The sequence below is a fragment of the Pseudomonas guariconensis genome, from assembly GCF_024127895.1.
Taxonomy (GTDB): domain Bacteria; phylum Pseudomonadota; class Gammaproteobacteria; order Pseudomonadales; family Pseudomonadaceae; genus Aquipseudomonas; species Aquipseudomonas guariconensis_B.
Genome location: NZ_JAMYBK010000029.1, coordinates 36,520 through 54,163 on the forward strand (window position 1 = coordinate 36,520; position 17,644 = coordinate 54,163).

A 17,644-nucleotide genomic window follows, 5' to 3' on the forward strand; every position below is an offset into this window, starting at 1 on the left:
GTTATAGATGACTGCGTCCTGCCCCCAGAGTTTTTTTCCTGATTGCGGAAAACTTCCCCCCTGCTCCGCTGGTCTATGCCTACAGATATTTCCCCAAATTTCAGAGGTTTTCGCTCAAATGGCAGCAATACTGGTCGGCCAATTCCACGCACGTGACGCCGAAGGTCGGATCTATCCCGTGCATGAATACCAGGAGTCCACCCTCCAGGCCGACGGTAGCTGCCTCGGCGAGCCGATCGTGACCTACCGCCTGCCTGTCGGTGACCGGGTCAAGCACCTGGGCGATGACCGCTTCGAGCTGGCGCACAGCGGCGTGGAGCTCATCCGCATTCCTTGATGCAATCGACGGTGTAGACCCGCCCCTGGCCATGATCCTCGCTCTGCAGACCATGGACATCGGCGACGAAGCCCGGGAAGCCGCTGTCGAAGGCCCGGGCGAAGGCCAGGTAGTCGATGATCGAACGGGTGGCCTCGGTAAAGCGCTCGCCCGGCATGATCAAGGGAATGCCCGGCGGATAAGGCACCAGCATCACCGCCGCGACCCGGCCCAGCAGGGCCTCGATCGGCACCGCCTCCACCTCGCCACGCACCAGGCGGTCATAGGCCTGGGCTGGGCTCATGGCCACCTCCGGCAAACGCGTGAACAGGCGCTTGAGCTGCTTGGCCGTGGCATTGGCCCGGTAGCAGTCGTGCAACTGCTGGCACAGCTCGCGCAGCCCCAACCCCTGGTAACGCAGCGGGTCCACCGCCATCACACTGGGCAGGCACTGGGCCAAGGCGGTATTGCCATCGTAGTGTCGCTTGAACTCCAGCAATTCGGTGAGCAAGGTGCTCCACTTGCCCTTAGTGATGCCCATGGAGAACAGCACCAGGAAGCTGTAGAGCCCAGTCTTCTCCACCACCAGCCCACGCTCCCAGAGGAACTTGCTCACCACGGCCGCCGGGATGCCGTGCTCGCCCAACGCCCCATCCGCCGTCAACCCAGGCATCACCAGGGTGACCTTGAGCGGGTCTAGCAGCACGTAGTCCTGCTCCACATCACCAAAGCCATGCCATTCGGCGCCCGGCTGCAACAGCCAGTCCTGCGCCGACAGGCGATGGACCCCTTCCGTCGCAGGCGGCTGCCAGATACTGAACCACCAGTCATGCGCGGCAATGTGTTCGCGCAGGTTGGCCAGGGCACGGCGAAAGCTCAGGGCCTCGTCGAACATCTCCTGCAGCAGCGAGCGCCCGGCCGGCCCTTCCATCATGGTCGAGGCCACATCCAGCGAGGCCAGGATGCTGTACTGCGGCGAGGTGGAGATATGCATCATGAACGCTTCGTTGAAACGATCGCGGTCCAGTTGCCGCTGACTGCCGTCCTGCACGTGGATCATCGACGCCTGGCTGAACGCCGCCAGCAGCTTGTGGGTGGAATGGGTGCTGAACAACAGTGGGCTGTCGTCACTGCGCGCGGTGCCCATGGCGTAGCGATCGGCAAAGAAGTCATGGAACGCCGCATAGGCGAACCAGGCCTCGTCGAAATGCAGCACCTCGACGCTGCTGCCGAGCATCTGCTTGATCAACCCGGCGTGATAGCACAAGCCGTCGTAGGTGGAGTTGGTCACCACCGCCATGCGGATCCGCGGCTTACGCCCACGGGTCAGCGGATTGGCGTCGATCTTCGCCTGGATCGATACCGGGCTGAACTCGCTGAGCGGGATCGGCCCGATGATGCCCAGCTCGTTGCGTTCCGGGCACAGGTAAAGAGGGATGGCGCCGGTCATGACGATCGCGTGGACCACCGACTTGTGGCAGTTGCGGTCCACCAGCACCAGGTCGTCGCGGCCGACCATGGCATGCCAGACGATCTTGTTGGCCGTGGAGGTGCCGTTGATCACGAAGAAGGTGTGGTCGGCGCCGAAGTTGCGCGCCGCCCGGGCTTCGGCCTCGGCCAGGGGGCCTGTGTGGTCGAGCAGCGAGCCGAGTTCGGGCACCGACACGGACAGGTCCGAGCGCAGGGTGTTCTCGCCGAAGAACTGGTGGAAGGCCTGGCCCACCGGGCTCTTGCGGTAGGCCACGCCACCGCCGTGGCCCGGCGTGTGCCAGGAATAATTGGATTGCGCGGTGTGCTGCACCAGGGCCTTGAAGAACGGCGGCAGCAGGCCGTCCAGGTAGTTGTGCGCGGCCCGGGCCACCTGGCGGGCGAGAAAGGGCACGGTGTCCTCGAACAGGTAGAGGATGCCGCGGAGTTGGTTCAGCTCGCTCATGGCCTCGGCGGGCGCGTTTTCCAGGGTCACCTGCTCGCCCAGGGCGAAGATCGGCAGGTTCGGTGCGCGCAGGCGGGCCAGGCGGATCAACTCCGCCATGTTCTGCAGCAGGTGGGTGTTCTCGCCGGCGCCTTCGGCAGCGATCAGCATGCAGGCCAGCCCATGGTGGGTGGCAGCCACCAGGCGCGCCTCGGCATGGTCCGCTGCGGCGAGGATGGCGAAGCCGTCCTGGGCCAGCTCCTCGGCGATGCCACGCACCCGCTCACCGGCGACGCTGTCGGCCTTGATCGCACGATGCACGATGAGGATAGGAAACTTCAGGTCCTTGTACATGGCTCGGCATTACCTCCGAAGGACGGGTCCGTCCTTTCAGGGTAGAAGCTGCAGGGCGCGGGTGCGTTTTTTTGCCGTGGTTGCTCCACAAGTTCGGCGCCGACCTCAAGAGCAGAGCAATCTGTGGAAGCCGGCTTGCCGGCGATGGGCCGCGAAGCGGCCCAATGCGGCCATCGAAGCAGGTCAGCCCTCGCTCAACGCCTGCCACATCGCCGGCGCCCCCGCCGACTTGGCGATCGCCGCCAAGCGCTCGGCATGGGCCTCCAGCTCTTCGGCCGAAGCCAGGATGACCCGGCCCGGCTGGCGCCCGACGATGCGGCGGATCTCGCTGCCGGTCCCGCCTTGCCCGTCTTCCTCGTCGGCACCGTGCCCAGCCAGCGACAGGCTGGTCTGGCCGCCAGTCATCGCCAGGTAGACGTCTGCCAGCAGCTCCGAGTCGAGCAAGGCGCCGTGCAGGTCACGGCCGGAGTTATCGATGCCGTAGCGTTTGCACAACGCGTCGAGGCTGTTGCGCTGCCCCGGGTGGCGAGCCCGGGCGAGCATCAGGGTATCGAGGATGGTGCAGTGTTGCGAGATGTCGGCGCGGTCGTGCTGGCCCAGCAGGGCGAACTCGTTGTTGATGAAGCCGACGTCGAACGCCGCGTTGTGGATGACCAGCTGGGCACCGCGGATGTACTCGAAGAACTCCTCGGCGACATCGGCGAAGCGCGGCTTGTCGACCAGGAAGGCATCGGTGATGCCGTGGACGCCGATGGCGCCCTCGTCGCTCTCGCGGTCCGGCTGCAGGTAGACGTGGAAATTACGCCCGGTCAGGCGCCGGCCGATGACCTCGACGCAACCGATCTCGATGATCCGGTGGCCTTCGCTGACTGGCATACCGGTGGTTTCGGTATCCAGAACGACCAGTCTGTTGTTCTGCTGCTCCACGCGGGGGCTCCAACTTTGCATCTATCTAAGGGAAAGCGGGGATTGTAACTCAAGCGACAAGCTTCAAGCGGCAAGAAAAAGCACCGACGCACTGGCGCACGCCCTGTTCTTACTTGCAGCTTGTAGCCGCCCTCCCCATCACCGCTTGGCGCGGACCTCGTCGACGCCTCGGTTGGCCAGTTGGTCGGCACGCTCGTTGCCGGGGTGGCCAATATGCCCGCGCACCCATTTCCAGGTCACCTTGTGACGGTTGACCTGCTCGTCGAGCTGCTGCCAGAGGTCGGCATTCTTCACCGGCTCCTTGGCGGCGGTCTTCCAACCACGCTTCTTCCAGTTGGCCATCCACTCGTTGATGCCCTTCATCACGTACTGCGAGTCGGTGACCAGCAGCACCTCGCATTCGCGCTTGAGGGCCATCAGCCCCTGGATCGCCGCCATCAGTTCCATGCGGTTGTTGGTGGTCTCGCGCTCGCCGCCCCACAGCTCCTTCTCGACGCCCTTGTAGACCATCAGCACCCCCCACCCACCTGGGCCGGGATTGCCCTTGCAGGCACCATCGGTGTAGATCTCGACGCTATCGCTCATGTACCGCCTTTTCGCTCTGTATTATCGACCGTGGATGACGGCTCACGGCTCGCTGCGCCGACGGTTGACCTTGGCCAGCGGCAACGGCAGCAGCTTGCCCATCGGCTCGCGGCGTTCCAGGCGCAGCGGCCGCAGGCCGACCACCATCTTGCGCGCCACCAGCAGGTAGACACCGCCGCCAGCACCTTGCCAGCCCGCGGCCATCCGCTCCCAGCCAGCCAGGCGCTGTTGCCAGGCCGGCGAGGCAAGCGGCGGACGATAGCACCCGAAGCGGCGTTTCTCCAGCGCGAAGCCCAGCAGGTTGAGCCAGTCGCCAACCCGCGACGGCGAGATGCAGCGCGCCTTGCGCAGGGCCCCGTGGCTGAAGAAATGCCGCATGCCCCAACTGCTCCAAGGGTTGATCCCGACGATCAGCAGGTGCCCGCCGGGGCGCACCGCGCTGGCGGCCTCGCGCAACAGGCCGTGGGGCGACAGGCTGAAGTCCAGGCCATGCTGCAGCACCACCACGTCGGCGGCATGCTCGGAAAGCGGCCAGGCCTGCTCCTCGCAGACGATCTCCACCCCCGGCAACGGCGCACCCAGGCGCACGTTGCGCTGCACCTGGGGAGCGCTGGGAGGCACCTGCGCGCAGGGGCCATAATGCACCAGGAAGCCGCCGAAGAAGCGGCCCAGCTCGTCCTCGAGCAGCGCTTGCTCCTCACGCAACATCAATTGCCCGAGCGGTCCGTCGAACCACTCGCGGGCCAGGCTGATCAGTTCGACCCAGTCGGGATCGGCCTGGGCAAAGGCTTTGTCGGTCATTGCGATCTCCCTCGAAGGTTCTCCGCCCGCGCCATCGCGGCTAAGATGCCTTCATGTCCACGCCAGGCGATTCGGTTCCGCACCATGATACAGATCGATGCTCTTCCCGCTTTCTCCGACAATTACATCTGGCTGTTACAGGATACTGCCAAACGCCGTTGCGCGGTGGTCGATCCGGGTGACGCCCGCCCCGTGCTGGATTGGCTCGCAGCCAATCCCGGCTGGGTGCTCGAAGACATCCTCGTGACCCACCACCACCACGACCACATAGGCGGTGTGGAAACGCTCAGGCACGCCACCGGCGCGCGGGTCTGCGGCCCGGCCAACGAGCGCATCCCCGCCCGCGACCTGGCGCTGGACGATGGCGCGCAGGTCCGGGTACTGGGCCTGGATTTCGAGGTCATCGCCGTGCCCGGCCATACCCTCGGCCACATCGCCTACTACTGCGGCCAGGCCCAGCCCCCGCTGCTGTTCTGCGGCGACACCCTGTTCGCCGCAGGCTGCGGGCGCCTGTTCGAAGGCACGCCGGAGCAGATGCACCACTCGCTGCAGCGGCTGGCCGCGCTGCCGGCCGCGACCCAGGTGTTCTGCGCCCATGAATACACCCTGGGCAACCTGCGTTTTGCCAAGGCCGTCGAGCCGGACAACCCGCACGTTGCCCAACGGTTCGCCGACGTTACTCGATTGCGCGCGCAAGATCGCATCACATTGCCATCAACGATCGGCCTCGAGTGCCTCACCAACCCCTTTCTGCGCACGACTGAAACATCCGTTAAACAAAAAGCAGACGAATGGAAGGGGTATTCCAATACCGGCCAAGCCGCTGTTTTTGCTGCCTTGAGGTCTTGGAAAGATAGTTTCTGATAACCCCAAGATATATCGCAAAGGGTGATCAAAGGTTGACCGAGGGGGGACCGGTTTCTAGAATCGCGAAAATTTTTTGCCTGGAAACCTGTCCCAGCCGATGTCTTCCCGTAGCCGCAGAACCTCTCATTCCGTTGCCCTGACGCGCCTGGCCCAGGTCGGTGCGCTGGCCCTGGCCACCACCCTGGTGGGCTGCCAGAGCACCCGTCAGCTCGACGCGTCCGACAGCGTTCGCGCGCACAACTACCAGGCGCGGATCAAGCCCAAGCCCGCCCCGCTGGTGGTCAAGCCGGTCGAGCAGGCGCCCGAGGATGTCTGGGACCGCATGCGCCAGGGCTTCGCCCTGCAGGACAGCATCGACGTCAACCCGCGCATCGAGCAGCAGCGCCTGTGGTTCGCCAGCAACCCGTCGTTCCTGGAGAACGCCGGCGAACGCGGCAGCCTCTACCTGCACTACATCGTCGAGCGCCTCGAAGAACGCGACATGCCGCTGGAGCTGGCCCTGCTGCCGGCCATCGAGAGCGCCTACAACCCGATGGCCTACTCCCGCGCCCACGCGGTCGGCCTGTGGCAGTTCATCCCGTCCACCGGGCGTCACTTCAAGCTGCGCCAGACCAATTTCTACGACGGCCGCCGCGACATCACCGCCTCGACCAACGCCGCGCTGGACTACCTGAGCCGCCTGCACGACATGTTCAATGGTGACTGGCTACTGGCCCTGGCGGCCTACAATGCCGGCGAAGGCACCGTCAGCCGGGCCATCGAGCGCAACGAGCGCCTCGGCCTGCCCACCGACTACTGGAACCTGCCCCTGCCCCAGGAAACCCGCGACTACGTGCCCAAGCTACTGGCCCTGTCGCAGGTGGTGATGACCCCGCAGGCCTATGGCGTGAACCTCAACCCGATCGCCAACGAGCCCTACTTCGAGGCCGTCGCCATCAATGACCGCCTGGACCTTTCGCGGGTCGCGGCCTTCGCCAATATCGACGAGGACGAGCTGATCCAGCTCAACCCGGCGTTCAAGAAACGCATGACCGTGGACGGCCCCAAGCAGTTGCTGGTGCCGACCGCCAAGGCGCAGTTGCTGTCCGACAGCCTGTCCAACCTCAAGCCCGAGCAACTGCTCAGCCTGCAGCCGAACAAGGCCGTGTTCCAGGCCGCCCTGGCCGAGGCCAAGGCACCGGCGGCACGCAGCTACCGGGTCAAGCGTGGCGACAACCTGAGCAGCATCGCCAGGGCGCACCGGGTCTCGGTGCGTGACATCCAGCGCTGGAACCGCCTGTCCGGTACTCGCCTGAAGGCCGGCCAGGTCCTCGCCCTGCGCGGCGGCAGCGCATCGGCCAACCGGGTGGCGGCGTCCAAGCAGCGCTCGACCCAGTACAAAGTGCGCAAGGGCGACTCGTTGTACCTGGTGGCCAAGCGCTTCAACGTCGAGATGAAGCACCTCAAGCGCTGGAACCCGCGCAGCGGCCATGCCCTCAAGCCGGGCCAGACATTGACCGTCTACCTGCCACATTGATCCGACGCATCATTGGGGCTGCTGTGCAGCCCCCAAGACGCCGCTCAAAGACCGACCTGAAGCCCGCCTGCCCCCGCCACGAAATATGGCCTCTGCACGCCTGCGCAAGCGCATACTTGCCCCGTAACCAGGCCGTCTGCTTCCCACTCTTTTTCCATCCCTGACAAGCTGTTACTGTAGCCCGACCAAAGCCCAACGCCCCTGGATCGGATGCCGACTTGATACGTCCCCTCCTGCTGTCCCTCAGCCTGGCCTTGAGCTTTCCCGCAGGCGCGATGGTGAGCGAAAGCCACGGTTACGCGCAGTTCGGCACGCTCAAGTATCCAGCTACATTCACCCACTTCGACTGGGTCAACCCGCAAGCGCCCAAGGGCGGCACCTTGCGGGCCATGGCATTCGGCACCTTCGACACGCTCAACCCCTATACCTTCAAGGGCACCAGCCCGGTGACCACGCCGAACTTCCTCCAGTACGGGGTCAACGAGCTGAACGAGCCGCTGATGGTCGGCACCGGCCAGTACGACCCGTCCGGCGACGAGCCGACCGCCAGCTACGGCCTGATCGCCCGCTCGGTGGAGTACAGCGAGGACCGCAGCTGGGTCGTGTTCAACCTGCGCCCCGAGGCACGCTTCCACGATGGCCGGCCGATCACTTCGGCGGACGTGGCCTTCTCCTACCGCACCCTGCTCAAGGACGGCCACCCCATCTACCGCACCAACCTGCAGGAAGTGCAGCGGGTCGACATCCTCGGCCCGCTGCGCATCCGCTTCGTCTTCAAGCGCGCCGGCAACCCGCTGCTGATCCTGCGCCTGGGCGAGATGCCGGTGCTGCCCAAGCACTACTGGCAAGGCCGCGACTTCAAGGCCACCACCTTCGAACCGCCCCTGGGCAGCGGCCCCTACCGCATCGCCGAGGTGCAGCCGGGCAGGCGCCTGGTGTTCGAGCGGGTGAAGAACTATTGGGGCAAGGACCTGGCAGTCAACCGCGGCAAGTACAACTTCAACCGGGTCGAGTACGAGTTCTACCGCGACGCCACGGTGGCCTTCGAAGCGTTCAAGGCCGGCGAATTCGACATCTACATCGAGCACCAGGCCAAGAACTGGGCCAACGGCTACAACTTCCCGGCGGTACGCCGTGGCCAGGTGATCAAGGTGCAGATCCCGCACCGCATCCCGACCCAGACCCAAGGCCTGTTCATGAACAGCCGCCGCACCAGCTTCAGCGACCCACGGGTGCGCCAGGCCCTGGGCCTGATGTTCGACTTCGAATGGACCAACCGCGCCCTGTTCAGCAGCGCCTATCGCCGCTCGACCAGCTACTACCCCAATAGCGAGTTCGCCGCCACCGGCCTGCCCACGGGCAAGGAATGGTTGCTGCTGGCGCCCTTTCGCGATGAGCTGCCGGCCAAGCTGTTCACCGAACCCTACCAGGTCAGCCACACCGAGGGCCGTGGCATCAGCCGCCAGACCTTGCGCCAGGCCCTGGCCCTGCTCGCCCAGGCTGGCTGGAAGCTCGACGGCCAGCGCCTGGTGGATGCCAAGGGCCGGCAGTTCCGCCTGGAACTGCTGCTGGTCAACCCCAACCTTGAGCGCATCCTCCAGCCGTACGTGGAAAACCTGGTCAGCATCGGTATCGACGCGCGCCTGCGCACCGTGGACCGCGCACAGTACAAGCAGCGCCTGGACCAGTTCGACTTCGACATGATCCTCATGACCCTGGGCCAGACCCTCAGCCCGGGCCTGGAGCAGTGGCTGTACTTCCACTCCAGCCAGGCCTCGACCAAGGGCAGCAAGAACTATGCAGGGGTCAAGGACCCGGTGGTCGACCACCTGCTCGACACCCTGCTGGCCGCCCGCACCCGCGACGACCAGGTGGCCGCCGCCCGCGCCCTGGACCGGGTGCTGCTCTGGCAGCACTACATGATCCCCAACTGGTATCTCGACAATCACCGCCTGGCGTATCGCAACCGATTCGCCTTCGTCACCACCCCGCCCTACACCCTGGGCCTGAACACCTGGTGGCTCAAGTCTTCGGAGAAAGCCAAATGATGCCAACGCACCGCCTGCGCCTGGCCTGCGGCCTGCTGCTCGCCTGCCTGAGCCTGCCCGCCCTCGCCGCGCCGCAACATGCCCTGACCCTGTACGACGAGCCGCCGAAATACCCGGCCGACTTCAAGCACTTCGCCTACGTCAACCCGGACGCCCCCAAGGGTGGCACCTTCCGCCAGTCCAGCTTCGGCGGCTTCGACAGCCTCAACCCGTTCATCAACAAGGGCGTGTCGGCCGAGAACGTCAGCATCATCTACGACACCCTGATGCGCCAGAGCCTGGACGAGCCCTTCACCGAGTACGGCCTGGTGGCCGGCAAGATCGAGAAGGCACCGGACAACAGCTGGGTGCGCTTCTACCTGCGCCCGCAAGCACGCTTCCATGATGGCCACCCGATTCGCGCCGAGGACGTGGTGTTCACCTTCGAGACCTTGATCAAGCAAGGGGCGCCGCTGTACCGCCAGTACTACGCGGACGTTGCCGAGGTGGTCGCCGAAGACCCACTGCGCGTGCTGTTCAGGTTCAAGCACAAGAACAACCGCGAGCTGCCGCTGATCCTCGGCCAGTTGCCGGTGCTGCCCAAGCACTGGTGGGAGAGCCGCGATTTCACCCGTGGCAACCTGGAGATCCCGCTAGGCAGCGGCCCGTACAAGATCGCCCGGGTCAAGGCCGGCCGCTCGATCCGCTACGAGCGGGTCGAGGACTACTGGGCCAAGGACCTGCCCATCAACCGGGGCTTCTACAACTTCGACGTCATGACCTTCGACGCCTACCGCGACAACACCGTCGCCCTGGAGGCGCTCAAGGCCGGGCAATTCGACTACTGGCTGGAGACCAGCGCGAAGAACTGGGCCACCGCCTACAACGTGCCTGCCGTGCGCGACGGCCGGCTGATCCGCGAGGAACTGCCCAACGGCAACCCCACCGGCATGCAGGGCTTCATCTTCAACCTGCGCCGGCCGGTGTTCCAGGACGTGCGTGTGCGCGAGGCACTGAGCCTGCTGCTGGACTACGAGTGGACCAACAAGCAACTGTTCAACGGCGCCTACACCCGTACCGGCAGCTACTTCGAGAACTCCGAGATGGCTGCCCGCGGCCTGCCCAGCGCCGAGGAGCTGAAGATCCTCGAGCCTTTGCGCGGCAAGATCCCCGAACAGGTCTTCAACGAAGAATTCCGCAACCCGGTCAGCGACGGCAGCGGCATGATCCGCGACCAGCAGCGCAAGGCCTACCGGCTGCTGCAGGAGGCCGGCTGGAAGATCGTCGACGACAAGATGACCGACACCCAAGGCAAGCCGGTGTCCATCGAGTTCCTCCTGGCCCAGACCGAGTTCGAGCGCATCCTGTTGCCGTTCAAGCGCAACCTCGCCGACCTGGGCATCGACCTGAACATCCGCCGGGTCGACGTTTCCCAGTACATCAACCGCCTGCGCTCGCGCGACTTCGACATGATCGTCAGCGGCTTCCCGCAGTCCAACTCGCCGGGCAACGAGCAGCGCGAGTTCTGGTCCAGCGCCGCCGCCGACAATCCCGGCAGCCGCAACTTCATCGGCCTGCGCGACCCGGCCATAGACCAGTTGGTCGAGGCACTGATCAACGCCGACTCGCGCCAGAGCCTGATCGCCCACACCCGCGCCCTGGACCGCGTGCTGCTATGGGGTTACTACGTGATCCCCAACTGGCACATCAAGACCTGGCGCGTGGCGTACTGGAACCACATCGGCCATCCCGAGGTATCGCCCAAGTACGACATCGGCATCGACACCTGGTGGATCAAGCCCGAGGTCAAGCCCGCCACGCCGGTAGCGAGCCAAGACCCGGCACAGGACGAGGCCAACTGACATGCTGGCCTACATCCTGCGGCGCCTGCTGCTGATCGTGCCGACCCTGTTCGGCATCCTGATCATCAACTTCATCATCGTCCAGGCCGCGCCCGGCGGCCCAGTGGAGCAGATGATCGCCAAGCTCGAGGGTTTCGAGGGCGCCACCAGCCGCATCGCCGGCGGCGGCGCCGAAGTCTCGGTGGCCGGTTCCAACTACCGGGGCGCCCAGGGCCTGGACCCGGCGCTGATCGCCGAGATCGAACGCATGTACGGCTTCGACAAGTCGGCGCCGGAACGCCTGTGGATCATGATCAAGAACTACGCCCACCTGGACTTCGGCGAGAGCTTCTTCCGCGATGCCAAGGTCATCGACCTGATCGCCGAGAAAATGCCGGTGTCCATCTCCCTCGGGCTATGGAGCACGCTGATCATGTACCTGGTGTCGATCCCCCTGGGGATCGCCAAGGCCGTGCGCCATGGCAGCCACTTCGACGTCTGGACCAGTTCGGCGATCATCGTCGGCTATGCCATCCCTGCGTTCCTGTTCGCCATCCTGCTGATCGTGCTGTTCGCCGGCGGCAGCTACTTCGACTGGTTCCCGCTGCGCGGGCTGACCTCGAACAACTTCGACGAGCTGTCCACCACCGGCAAGATTCTCGATTACTTCTGGCACCTGGTATTGCCGATCACCGCGCTGGTGATCGGCAACTTCGCCACCATGACCCTGCTGACCAAGAACAGCTTTCTCGACGAGATCAACAAGCAATACGTGATCACCGCCAAGGCCAAGGGCCTGAGCCGGCAACGGGTGCTGTACGGGCACGTGTTCCGCAACGCCATGCTGCTGGTCATCGCCGGCTTCCCCTCGGCGTTCATCGGCATCTTCTTCACCGGCTCGCTGCTCATCGAGGTGATCTTCTCCCTCGACGGCCTGGGCCTGATGAGCTTCGAAGCGGCGATCAACCGCGACTATCCGGTGGTCTTCGGCACCCTGTTCATCTTCACTCTGCTGGGGCTGGTGGTGAAACTGATCGGCGACCTGACCTACACCCTGGTTGACCCGCGCATCGACTTCGCCAGCCGGGAGCACTGACATGGCCCTGTCCCCTCTCAATCGCCGGCGCTTCGAGCGCTTCAAGGCCAACCGCCGCGGCTGGTGGTCGCTGTGGATCTTCATCGTGCTGTTCGGCCTGAGCCTGGGCGCCGAGCTGATCGCCAACGACAAGCCGATCGCCGTGCGCTACGACGGCCAATGGTACTTCCCGGCGTTCAAGCGCTACCCAGAAACCACCTTCGGCGGCGAGTTCCCGTTGGAGGCCAACTACAAGAGCCCGTACATCCGCGAGCTGCTGGCGCAGAAAGACAGCTGGGTGCTATGGGCACCGATCCCGTTCAGCTACCAGAGCATCAACTACGACCTCAAGGTCCCGGCCCCGGCGCCGCCCTCGGCGGACAACTGGCTGGGCACCGACGACCAGGGCCGCGACGTGCTCGCACGGGTGATCTACGGGTTTCGCGTGTCGGTGCTGTTCGCCCTGACGCTGACCGTGCTCAGCTCCATCGTCGGCGTCATCGCCGGTGCCCTGCAGGGGTTCTACGGCGGCTGGGTGGACCTGGCCGGCCAGCGCTTCCTGGAAATCTGGTCGGGCCTGCCGGTGCTGTACCTGCTGATCATCCTGGCCAGTTTCGTGCAGCCGAACTTCTGGTGGCTGCTGGGGATCATGCTGCTGTTCTCCTGGATGAGCCTGGTGGACGTGGTGCGCGCCGAGTTCCTGCGGGGCCGCAACCTGGAGTACGTGCGTGCCGCCCGGGCCCTGGGCATGCGCAACGGAGCGATCATGTACCGGCACATCCTGCCCAACGCCATGATCTCGACCATGACCTTCATGCCCTTCATCCTCACCGGTGCCATCGGCACCCTCACCGCCCTGGACTTCCTCGGCTTCGGCCTGCCCCCGGGCGCACCGTCGCTGGGCGAGCTGGTGGCCCAGGGCAAGTCCAACCTGCAGGCCCCCTGGCTGGGCATCAGCGCCTTCGCCGTGCTGGCGATCATGCTGAGCCTGCTGGTGTTCATCGGCGAATCCGCCCGCGATGCCTTCGACCCGAGGAAATGACATGAGCGAACAGAACCTGATCGAAGTCCGTGATCTGGCGGTGGAGTTCGTCACCGGCGAGCAGGTCAATCGCGTGGTCGACGGCATCAGCTTCGACATCCGCCAAGGCGAGACCCTGGCCCTGGTCGGCGAGAGCGGCTCGGGCAAGTCGGTCACCGCCCACTCGATCCTGCGCCTGCTGCCCTACCCCCTGGCGCGCCACCCCAGCGGCAGCATCCGCTACGCCGGCAAGGACCTGCTGCAACTGGGCGAGAAGCCCATGCAGCATATCCGCGGCAACCGTATCGCGATGATCTTCCAGGAGCCGATGACCTCGCTGAACCCGCTGCACAGCATCGAGAAGCAGATCAACGAGATCCTCCTGCTGCACAAGGGCCTGACGGGCAAGGAAGCCACCGCACGCACCCTGGAACTGCTCGAGATGGTCGGTATCCCCGAGCCGCGCAAGCGCCTCAAGGCCCTGCCCCACGAACTGTCCGGCGGCCAGCGCCAGCGGGTGATGATCGCCATGGCGCTGGCCAACGAGCCAGAACTGCTGATCGCCGACGAGCCCACCACGGCGCTGGACGTCACCGTGCAGCTGAAGATCCTCGACCTGCTCAAGGAACTGCAGGCACGCCTGGGCATGGCCCTGCTGCTGATCAGCCACGACCTCAACCTGGTACGGCGCATCGCCCACCGGGTGTGCGTGATGCAGAGCGGCAAGATCGTCGAGCAGGCCGATTGCGCCACCCTGTTCGGCGCGCCCCAGCACCCCTACACGCAGATGCTGATCAACGCCGAACCCAGCGGCGGCCCCGCGGACAACCCGGTCGGCGCACCGCTGCTGGAAGTCTCTGACCTGCGGGTGTGGTTCCCGATCAAGAAAGGCCTGCTGCGGCGCACCGTCGACCATGTGAAGGCCGTGGACGGCATCGACTTCAGCCTGCCCCAGGGCCAGACCCTGGGCATCGTCGGCGAAAGTGGTTCGGGCAAGTCCACCCTCGGCCTGGCCATCCTGCGGCTGATTTCCAGCCAGGGCGGCATCCGCTTCCACGGCCAGGCGCTGGAAGGGCTGAACCAGAAGCAAGTGCGGCCGCTACGCCGTGAAATGCAGGTGGTGTTCCAGGACCCGTTCGGCAGCCTCAGCCCGCGCATGTGCGTGGCCGACATCGTCGGCGAGGGCCTGCGCATCCACCGCATCGGCACACCGGCGGAGCAGGAGGCAGCGATCATCGCGGCGCTCGAGGAAGTGGGGCTCGACCCGCGCACCCGCCATCGTTACCCCCATGAGTTTTCCGGCGGCCAGCGCCAGCGCATCGCCATTGCCCGCGCCCTGGTGCTCAAGCCGGCGCTGATCCTCCTCGACGAACCCACCTCGGCGCTGGATCGCACGGTACAGCGGCAGGTGGTGGAGCTGCTGCGCAACCTGCAACGCAAGTACAACCTCACGTACCTGTTCATCAGCCATGACCTGGCGGTGGTCAAGGCGCTGAGTCACCAGTTGATGGTGATCAAGCATGGGCATGTGGTGGAACAGGGGGATGCGCAGGCGATCTTTCATGCGCCCCAGCATCCGTATACCCGGCAGTTGCTGGAAGCGGCGTTCTTGGAGCCGGAGTCGATTGCTTAAGGGTGGGGATTTGGAAACCAGTGAGGGTGTGTTTGGGATTGACGTTTTATAGGGTAACGGCCGAGCGCTGCTTGATAGTTAGGGCTTGCCGAAGGACCGGTGTGAAACAGTAAAAAATCAGATTTAACACCTTCCCTGTAGTCCATTTCCCAAACATACTCCTGCCGCCTTTTTTCCGTTGCGGTCGCCCTGGCAGCGCTCTAGTCTCGGCGAGTCGTTGCACATCAACGATACAGCTTTGACAGGCTGTGACGGAAATCGTATACGGCTCGCCCTTTATGGCGGCTGTACGTGCGGGCACGCTTGCGTGCGCCGGAATTTTACGATTTTCGCCGGTCTGTCAACCCACGTACAGCTGCCACCCTTCTGTTTGACAGCAGGCAGGTGGCCGCGTCATAGAGGAAAAATCGTGATGTTGAAGATCGTCCCCGACCCACCCCGCCCCCACTCTCTCGAAAACATGATCATCCCAGCGATGGAGGATGAGCACCGGCCATTTCAGGGAGATTGAGCGATGACCACAGATGACACCAGGGCCAAAACGACTGTCGGCAAGACAAAGTTCTATCAGGGCAAAGGCCTGACAGACCCGCTGTTTTGCATCGAACCCGGTATCCCTTGCCGATATGCCCGCGAGCAGGCTTCGGAGTTGATGGGGTACGTGCGCGATATGACCATCACGGGGGTAATGGAAGACAAGCCCCAGCTGATTTGGGCGTCGTATTACCTGGCAGCGCTGGCCAAGGCGCTGATGGACGATGCGGAGCTGGGAATGATGCGCTGAATTCGAAGGTGCCTGGGCCGGCGCCATCGATGGCAAGCTGGCCCACAGGTACTGCGCATTAGGTCGCGCTGGCTTACCCGCACAGCAGACACCATCACCGCACTGAGCAAGTGTGCACGTTCATGCGTGCACACCGCCCCGCCTTTGAAAAATCCAGACATTAAAAACAGAGAAGTTTCCTACGCACTCTTGGGAAGTTAATGGCACGTCCATTGGGACTTCGCCGCCTAGTATTCGAGCCTTCAGCCATGCCAACCCTGAGATTGGCTTGGACATTTCGACCGGCACGCCTCCGCAATAGGGAACCTCTGCGGAGCACGCTCGGTACCTCGAAACGGCGGACAAGGACTTCGCATGCCCAGCCAACCCGACCTGCATTACAGCTGCCAGCCACTCATTGGCTCGGCCGCCTTCGAAGTGCTGCCCTTCCCCCTCGACGAGGGCCTGAGCGCCCCGTTCCAACTCAGCCTTGAGCGGATTAGCGAAGAAGACGGCTTCGTCTTCGGCCAACTGCTCGAACAGCCCGTGCTGTTCATGCTCTGGCGCCCCAACCCAAGGCTGCGGCACATCCTGCTGCCGATCACTGTCGGGCGCCACTTCTACCTCAAGCCGTTGTTCGCCACTTGGGTCACGTCGCAGGGCCAGCAACTGGCCGCTCATCAACGCGCACTCGAGGACACACCTTCGCATGTCTGAACCCCTTTTACCCCCCGGTCTGGAAAGGCTGCGCCAGGGCGTGCGCAACGGTGCGCTGCCCGTGCCCCCTACCCTCTGCGTGCCCTGCTCCCTGCCCGGCGCGCTGTTCTCCCTCGACGGCAACGACGGCTGCGACCACCTGCTGGGCATCCCCTCCCGCGACGGCGTCGGCCCTGAGTGGTTCCACCGTAACCCGTGGATCCGCGACAAGACGCGCAATCAGCGCGACACCTTCCTGCAACGGGTACTGGAACACGCCGGCAGCACGCTAGGCGATGCCTGGCTCGCCGAGTTCCATGCCTTCGCCGCCACCGAAAAGCTTGAACTGGTGTGCGTCGATGACCAGTTGCAACTGGACGACCTGGCGCCGCCAGTGCTCGACCACATGGGCATGCGCACCCACCAGGGGCTGGGCTTCGAGCTGCAGCGCAACTTCTTCTTCAGCGATCACAAGATCTACTTCGCCACCTTCACCCACGCCCGCTGGGCCGAGGCGCCGCGCGAGGAGTACACCGACGAGAACGGCGAGCATCGGATCAGCCCGCCCTATACCTGGCATACCCCCACCGGGCTGTACCCCGTCGAACTGGCCAGCGAGCAACTGGCCCGCCACTTCGCCGAGGCCAAGGCCAGGTCACGCGCCTGGGAGGGCGTCAAAGGCGCCGGCGAGCTCGCCCTCGGCGTGCTGGCCTTCGTGCCGGTGGTGCGCGGCATCACCGGCGCCGCCTCGGTCGGGCGCTACGTCTTCGTGGCCCTGGAAGCGGCCCTGGCCGCCGATGCCATGGTCGATGGCAGCCACCGCATGATCACCGGCGAAGGCCTGAGCATCGGCGAACACTTCTTCACCGAACTGGCGCGGCTGGCCAACCCCGCCACCGCCGAGGACCGCGGCAAGCAGGTGTTCATGGCCATCAACCTGGCCTTGTTGCTGCCCGTGGCCCTGGGCGGTGCGCGCTGGCTGATGCACAAGCTCCTGCCTGGCGGCGTGACCACGGTCAGGCTCGACAATGCCGCTCTTACCCAGGAGGAAGTCCGTCGCCTGGGCAAGCGCAGCGCCGGCGAAGTCACCGTGCTCGAAACCCGCATCGAGCGCCCCGCCCGCGACGGCGGGCTACCGGTACGGGCCAGCGAACTACACGCGGTGGACCGCAACGCCAGCCTGGTTTCCCTGGACGTCGCCGGCGGCAAGGCCGACTACGCCTACATGGCCACCACCCTGCGCGACCGGCTGGTGGCGCTGATCCAGCACAGCGTGGGGCCGGTGCGCATGGGCGGCAGCTTGACGCGGG

At 64.9% G+C, this 17,644-nt stretch carries 14 protein-coding genes and 1 pseudogene; 11 read left to right on the forward strand and 4 right to left on the reverse strand.

All coding sequences use genetic code 11. The features are described from left to right. The first annotated feature begins 118 nt into the window (after window positions 1–118). Entirely contained in the window at window positions 119–337 is a 219-nt protein-coding gene (locus tag NJF35_RS21660; RefSeq protein WP_225790457.1) for a hypothetical protein, read from the forward strand. On the opposite strand, the gene NJF35_RS21665 is transcribed toward NJF35_RS21660, so the two are convergent. From NJF35_RS21665 to NJF35_RS21680, 4 genes are all read right to left on the reverse strand, one after another. Then, window positions 321–2,582, reverse strand: coding sequence for an Orn/Lys/Arg decarboxylase N-terminal domain-containing protein (locus tag NJF35_RS21665; protein WP_253091468.1), 2,262 nt, complete (start codon window positions 2,580–2,582; stop codon window positions 321–323). The genes NJF35_RS21660 and NJF35_RS21665 overlap by 17 nt on opposite strands. 183 nt (window positions 2,583–2,765) lie before the next feature. After that, on the reverse strand, window positions 2,766–3,509 hold the full coding sequence (gene dnaQ / locus NJF35_RS21670) for a DNA polymerase III subunit epsilon (protein WP_225790459.1): 744 nt from the start codon (window positions 3,507–3,509) through the stop codon (window positions 2,766–2,768). A gap of 138 nt (window positions 3,510–3,647) precedes the next feature. After that, entirely contained in the window at window positions 3,648–4,094 is a 447-nt protein-coding gene (gene rnhA / locus NJF35_RS21675; RefSeq protein WP_225790460.1) for a ribonuclease HI, read from the reverse strand. A 42-nt stretch (window positions 4,095–4,136) separates the two neighbouring features. Beyond that, window positions 4,137–4,895 (reverse strand): class I SAM-dependent methyltransferase, encoded by a 759-nt coding sequence (locus NJF35_RS21680; RefSeq protein ID WP_253081582.1) that lies wholly within the window; start codon window positions 4,893–4,895, stop codon window positions 4,137–4,139. Window positions 4,896–4,979: 84 nt separating this feature from the next. Here NJF35_RS21680 and gloB point away from each other — a divergent pair, with 84 nt between their 5' ends. From gloB to NJF35_RS21730, 10 genes and pseudogenes are all read left to right on the forward strand, one after another. Continuing rightward, on the forward strand, window positions 4,980–5,759 hold the full coding sequence (gene gloB / locus NJF35_RS21685) for a hydroxyacylglutathione hydrolase (RefSeq protein WP_253091469.1): 780 nt from the start codon (window positions 4,980–4,982) through the stop codon (window positions 5,757–5,759). Between the two features lie 100 nt (window positions 5,760–5,859). Next, complete coding sequence (locus NJF35_RS21690) at window positions 5,860–7,278, forward strand: lytic transglycosylase domain-containing protein (RefSeq protein WP_225790463.1); 1,419 nt, start codon at window positions 5,860–5,862, stop codon at window positions 7,276–7,278. Window positions 7,279–7,496: 218 nt separating this feature from the next. After that, the gene (locus NJF35_RS21695; protein WP_225790464.1) at window positions 7,497–9,326 is read left to right on the forward strand and encodes an extracellular solute-binding protein; all 1,830 of its coding nucleotides are present in this window, start codon (window positions 7,497–7,499) and stop codon (window positions 9,324–9,326) included. Further along, window positions 9,323–11,167, forward strand: a complete 1,845-nt coding sequence (locus tag NJF35_RS21700; RefSeq protein ID WP_253091470.1) for an extracellular solute-binding protein — start codon at window positions 9,323–9,325, stop codon at window positions 11,165–11,167. Before NJF35_RS21695 ends, NJF35_RS21700 begins: the two co-directional genes overlap by 4 nt. 1 nt (window position 11,168) lies before the next feature. After that, window positions 11,169–12,242, forward strand: a complete 1,074-nt coding sequence (locus NJF35_RS21705; protein ID WP_225790466.1) for a microcin C ABC transporter permease YejB — start codon at window positions 11,169–11,171, stop codon at window positions 12,240–12,242. Between the two features lies 1 nt (window position 12,243). Continuing rightward, window positions 12,244–13,263 carry an ABC transporter permease gene (locus NJF35_RS21710; RefSeq protein ID WP_225790467.1) on the forward strand — a complete coding sequence of 340 codons (1,020 nt, stop codon included), beginning with the start codon at window positions 12,244–12,246 and terminating at the stop codon, window positions 13,261–13,263. Window position 13,264: 1 nt separating this feature from the next. Next, window positions 13,265–14,875, forward strand: coding sequence for an ABC transporter ATP-binding protein (locus NJF35_RS21715; RefSeq protein WP_225790468.1), 1,611 nt, complete (start codon window positions 13,265–13,267; stop codon window positions 14,873–14,875). Between the two features lie 514 nt (window positions 14,876–15,389). Continuing rightward, window positions 15,390–15,659 carry a DUF3077 domain-containing protein gene (locus tag NJF35_RS21720; protein WP_225790469.1) on the forward strand — a complete coding sequence of 90 codons (270 nt, stop codon included), beginning with the start codon at window positions 15,390–15,392 and terminating at the stop codon, window positions 15,657–15,659. A gap of 354 nt (window positions 15,660–16,013) precedes the next feature. Beyond that, the gene (locus tag NJF35_RS21725) at window positions 16,014–16,355 is read left to right on the forward strand and encodes a hypothetical protein (protein WP_253081575.1); all 342 of its coding nucleotides are present in this window, start codon (window positions 16,014–16,016) and stop codon (window positions 16,353–16,355) included. Beyond that, a pseudogene (locus NJF35_RS21730) lies at window positions 16,348–17,644 on the forward strand (hypothetical protein); the annotation flags it as partial. The gene NJF35_RS21725 and the pseudogene NJF35_RS21730, both read left to right, overlap by 8 nt.

What these genes read in the sequence shown, in the direction of transcription:
- NJF35_RS21660 (WP_225790457.1), top strand. Translation starts at nt 119, where the DNA reads ATGGCAGCAATACTGGTCGGCCAATTCCACGCACGTGACGCCGAAGGT.
- NJF35_RS21665 (WP_253091468.1), bottom strand. Translation starts at nt 2,582, where the DNA reads ATGTACAAGGACCTGAAGTTTCCTATCCTCATCGTGCATCGTGCGATC.
- rnhA (WP_225790460.1), bottom strand. Translation starts at nt 4,094, where the DNA reads ATGAGCGATAGCGTCGAGATCTACACCGATGGTGCCTGCAAGGGCAAT.
- NJF35_RS21680 (WP_253081582.1), bottom strand. Translation starts at nt 4,895, where the DNA reads ATGACCGACAAAGCCTTTGCCCAGGCCGATCCCGACTGGGTCGAACTG.
- gloB (WP_253091469.1), top strand. Translation starts at nt 4,980, where the DNA reads ATGATACAGATCGATGCTCTTCCCGCTTTCTCCGACAATTACATCTGG.
- NJF35_RS21690 (WP_225790463.1), top strand. Translation starts at nt 5,860, where the DNA reads ATGTCTTCCCGTAGCCGCAGAACCTCTCATTCCGTTGCCCTGACGCGC.
- NJF35_RS21700 (WP_253091470.1), top strand. Translation starts at nt 9,323, where the DNA reads ATGATGCCAACGCACCGCCTGCGCCTGGCCTGCGGCCTGCTGCTCGCC.
- NJF35_RS21705 (WP_225790466.1), top strand. Translation starts at nt 11,169, where the DNA reads ATGCTGGCCTACATCCTGCGGCGCCTGCTGCTGATCGTGCCGACCCTG.
- NJF35_RS21710 (WP_225790467.1), top strand. Translation starts at nt 12,244, where the DNA reads ATGGCCCTGTCCCCTCTCAATCGCCGGCGCTTCGAGCGCTTCAAGGCC.
- NJF35_RS21715 (WP_225790468.1), top strand. Translation starts at nt 13,265, where the DNA reads ATGAGCGAACAGAACCTGATCGAAGTCCGTGATCTGGCGGTGGAGTTC.
- NJF35_RS21720 (WP_225790469.1), top strand. Translation starts at nt 15,390, where the DNA reads ATGACCACAGATGACACCAGGGCCAAAACGACTGTCGGCAAGACAAAG.
- NJF35_RS21725 (WP_253081575.1), top strand. Translation starts at nt 16,014, where the DNA reads ATGCCCAGCCAACCCGACCTGCATTACAGCTGCCAGCCACTCATTGGC.